Genomic DNA, 4,128 nt, shown 5'->3' on the forward strand with positions numbered 1-4,128 from the left:
CTGCAATGTGCGCTGTGATAGGCGGATGCACCTACTGTTTTGGGCAATGCCCCACAGGTTTTTCTGTGGACGATGAGGAATCATTGCCGGAAGGGTGGGTGTATCTTGGGCAGGGGATAGACAGCATATCGGTGTGGGGAGATTCGGGAAGTAGAATAGGGCGCGGTACATGGGCAAAATTCTATGTTGTGACAAAGCCATCGACAATAGAAAGAGTCTTTCTCCGCTCGGACAGCACATGTAATATGAATGATGTACAAAGATGGCTGCAGGAATGTGAAGTTACGGATTATGCAAAATGTAAAAGTTCATGCACCGGTTGCACGTGGCTCATACAAGACTCGGAGGAAACAGGCAATACATATACTCCCACCTGCGAGGATCATGCAAGCGCGTTAACCACAGGGTATACGATATGTCCTCCGGGTGACAATTCTGCAACTGCAACCATCAACGATACCCTGTCTACGCCGACTCCCCTGACAGACACTTTCACGACTTATGAAAACGGGCTGCCGATTACGTGGCAGACTGTAAACGGCGGTCCGGGCATACGGGAAGGGTTTGATTTATGGTGTTCCAGAATAAAATTTTCGTGCAGCGAAAACACAAACAACTGCCAGACGCTTATTGACGAGGGGTGCGTACATTACAGTTCGCAATGTCTGGATGCACAATGTACCCAGTATGAGCACACATACAAGTGCGGTCCAGAAAGAATAACAAAATATACTGTTGCTTACAACTGCTCGGGAGAGATTCGCTGCATAGGCACTGAATGTGCCGATGCGTCATACGATGCAAACTTAAACCTGGGCAAGGCGTTAGCGGCGGGGGAAATTCTCAATATGGCGAGGGTGGATTCAATGCCGAATGGCGGGGATTTACAGATATTCCCGGGTAAGGCGATGGAATGTCAGGCAAGCCCGGAAAACTGTTGCAGACCTACCACAATGGGAATGTCCATCGGTGATTATGTGAGCATGGCAAGCAGTATGTACAGTATGTATAATTATGCCAGTTTGGGCGTTGAAGGAGTGGCGGCATCGTATGCAAGTACAATTACAGCCAGTGCAAATACCCTTGCTACCCAATTAGGATACGGTGCGGCGACCACAGTGGCAATGGAAGAAGCGGGTGTGTGCATAACCCAAACCACAATAACATCCGCTTTTGGCACAACGACCATGACAACGACAATGACGGGCGGGACGACGGCAGCCACGACAGTTGTAGCTCCGTCGTTGGCGATCTCAGCATTGGGAACCGTTGTGTCGGTAGTGGGTGTGCTATATTTGGCATATTCGATAGGGAAAATGGTTTATGATATAACGTTTGCATGTACGGAAGAGGATATGGAAACGTCATTAAAGCTCGGGTTCAAACTATGTCATTTAGTGGATGTCAAGAGAGACAAAAAACTCCTGCTCTTCACAAAGAAGACTAATAGATATTGCTGTTTCAACAGTATCCTTGCCAGAATAATACATGAGCAGGGTCGGCCACAGTTAGGGATGTTATGGGGGGGAGGTAATTCCCCGCTTTATTGCAGGGGATTTACTGTTCAGGAGCTTGCATCGTTAGATTTCTCCCAAATGGACTTGACTGAATATACGCAGTATATTACGAGTAAGGTTGAACTTACGCCGGAAGAGATTGAAAATATTTCAAATTCAGTGAAGGCAAAGTTTGAATAGGAAAGAATTGTGGTATTGGCGAGACAATGACGACAATAATAACTTCCGTAGTCAATAGTTTTGATCAAATAGGACTTGTTCCTGCCTTGATCTATTGATAACCGAATGAAATGTGCAAGCACCTGGCGACTTGTTTTCTGTAATAGCAGACTACGGCTGTACTTCCGAAGTTAATACTTTTGGTCAAACAAGGAGTATACTCGCTTTCAAATCTGCAATCAGGGTTCTGGCTGGATTTATTGATTACCGTTTATAAGGCGCACCCCTCATGGTCTGAGAAAATACCTTTTTTATGGTAGGAATTATTAGATCTTACTCCCGCTTATTATTTCCTTGTAATGGCGTTTTTCACAAAGAAATAATTCATACCATTTCGAATGACAATCTTAAGCGTCATAGATAATGATCTTTCCATATAAGGTAACAATGAATTTTGGTACGTATAGAAAGTGGTAATTGTTGTTCTTGGCTTAATATCAATTTTAAGGGCTTTTTATTGACTCCTTAATGACCTCTCAATGATTTAATTCTTTAGCATTTACATGCCTTTCACATCAAATCCAATAAACTGCACTACTGTTGTTTGCTCACTGATTCCTCAGCCTCTTGAGTCTTTGATGGCGTAGACCATTGATAATATAACATTTAAAGACCATTTTCGGCCCTGTTTATTGATATTAAGCCTTGTTCTTCAACTTTTGCAAAGCTATTTGTTTGTGAAACGGCCACTTTATTACCTCTGCCGTAGATTTAAAATGATGGTTTAAAATGTCGCTTATTGAGGAATCCACCGAGGCGTGGTCCCAAGAGTTATCGCATGGTTTTGTTTCGGCGATTATTGTGCGCTACCAGTCTCAATTTTTCAACCGAAATGCTTGCCCTTATTCCTAGGAAAAAGAGACAAGTCTTTTCATCGAGACTATCTGAGAATAGACTTTCGGCGCAGTATCCGATCAGGCCCAAGATGGCCATGCCATCCTCGGGACTACCTTCAGGAAGACACAGGTTTTTTGGGAGCTGGGGATTCAGGAGGAGTGGTTCTTCCGAAAGTGGTATCCTCAAGCTTTTCAATTTCGGTTTTCTCGCATTCAGGGCAGTCAGGCGGCTCTTCGGCTCCAGGTATGGCTACGAAGGAGGTTCCGCACTTCCTGCATATATGTTCCTCGACCATGGTCTCATCTCCCATTCGGTAGATTCATTTACATAGAGTATTTTTATCTTCTTTGTCAACCGGCCCCGGTACGCGTTCTGTTGCCCGGATATATGGAAGGTTCACGTGGGCTATTTTCATTGGTTTCTAACTGTGCTTAAAATGCCGGTTCAAGGCTGACTTGTTAGGCACCGGTTTTTTTATAGTGAGCTCTTATAGAGCATTTAGTGCTTGCCACCGATATACAACATTATGGGGCAATAACATGCTGGCAACCTGTTGGAAATGTTAGGATGTCTCCTTTGATTCCCCTTCAGAATTACTTTACAAAATCCTTTGCCTTGTCTCCCCGCAGATATTCCGCGAGACCCAAGAGGCCGTCTTCGAGATATTTCGCCTTGAACCCTTTTGTTTTCAGATAAACCATGGCGATGGTAGCACGGTCCTTGTGGGGACACGCCGTTACGATAATCTTGTTTTTATCCAATTCGTTCAGGCGTTTCGGAAGTTCATTAAGCGGAATATTAACGGCAAACCCCATTCGCCACGCCTCAAATTCTTCTTTAAAGCGAATGTCTATAAACTGGATCTTTTTTTCTTTTATGAGTTTTACGAGTTCCCTGCTGTCGATTTTCATGTCTTTTCGCTCTTGATAGCTGAAATTTAAAATATATTGTTCCAGATTGTTTTCTTCAGGATATGCTGCCGAAGAAAAACACATCAATAGTAAACAGCTTGCCAATACCACTCTCTTCATATTTTACCTCCATATCTTAAATTGCCATCTTCCATTTCGGGATGGTACTTCTGTTGTTTGTTGGCAAATATACCAACAAACAAAAACACTGTCAATAGAGTATGACAGACAATAAGCATGAGAAACGTTCGACTCCTCTAAAAATAGTACCTTACCCTGAAATCTATCCGGTAATCGTTCTGTTTTTCACCATATTCGCTGCCTCTGGTGCCGACAATCGGTCCTCCTCTTAACCGGAGTTCAAAGTTTGTGATACCGGTATAGAGAAGTTCAGGCATAAGGGTGAAGCTTTTATCATCAGTATCGGCAATCAACGTGATTGCCGGTGTCCAGTAGAGGATATCAAAGGGGTCTTTCTGACTGATACGGAGATAGAGATAATGCATTCCCGGATTCATCCGTCCATAGGCATTCTGACTGAGGTTGATTGCCTTGTCGAGCATGACCGCATTCCCTTTCGAAGTATACAGGGCATACCCATTATCGATAAAGGAGAAGTAGTCCCTCATCTCTTTAGGGCTGTA

4 protein-coding genes are annotated in these 4,128 nt (G+C 43.8%); 2 read left to right on the plus strand and 2 right to left on the minus strand.

What is annotated here, in order from left to right; all coding sequences use genetic code 11:
* Both traN and NT178_16415 read left to right on the plus strand, forming a co-directional pair.
* On the plus strand, positions 1-1,697 hold a 1,697-nt coding region (gene traN, locus NT178_16410; GenBank protein MCX5814104.1), incomplete at its 5' end, for a conjugal transfer protein TraN.
* An 817-nt stretch (positions 1,698-2,514) separates the two neighbouring features.
* Positions 2,515-2,904: a hypothetical protein gene (locus tag NT178_16415; protein ID MCX5814105.1), complete on the plus strand. Its 390-nt coding sequence runs from the start codon at positions 2,515-2,517 to the stop codon at positions 2,902-2,904.
* A gap of 262 nt (positions 2,905-3,166) precedes the next feature.
* Here the strand turns inward: NT178_16415 and NT178_16420 are convergent, their stop codons facing one another.
* The gene (locus NT178_16420) at positions 3,167-3,604 is read right to left on the minus strand and encodes a rhodanese-like domain-containing protein (GenBank protein ID MCX5814106.1); all 438 of its coding nucleotides are present in this window, start codon (positions 3,602-3,604) and stop codon (positions 3,167-3,169) included.
* 137 nt (positions 3,605-3,741) lie between these two features.
* Positions 3,742-4,128: hypothetical protein (locus NT178_16425; GenBank protein ID MCX5814107.1), on the minus strand; the 387-nt coding region annotated here is incomplete at its 5' end.

Source organism: Pseudomonadota bacterium (genome assembly GCA_026388255.1).
Lineage (GTDB): Bacteria > Desulfobacterota > Syntrophorhabdia > Syntrophorhabdales > Syntrophorhabdaceae > JAPLKB01.

Bases quoted from the DNA above. Each gene is read 5' to 3' on its own strand.
- NT178_16415 (MCX5814105.1), top strand. From the start codon at position 2,515: ATGGTTTTGTTTCGGCGATTATTGTGCGCTACCAGTCTCAATTTTTCA.
- NT178_16420 (MCX5814106.1), bottom strand. From the start codon at position 3,604: ATGAAGAGAGTGGTATTGGCAAGCTGTTTACTATTGATGTGTTTTTCT.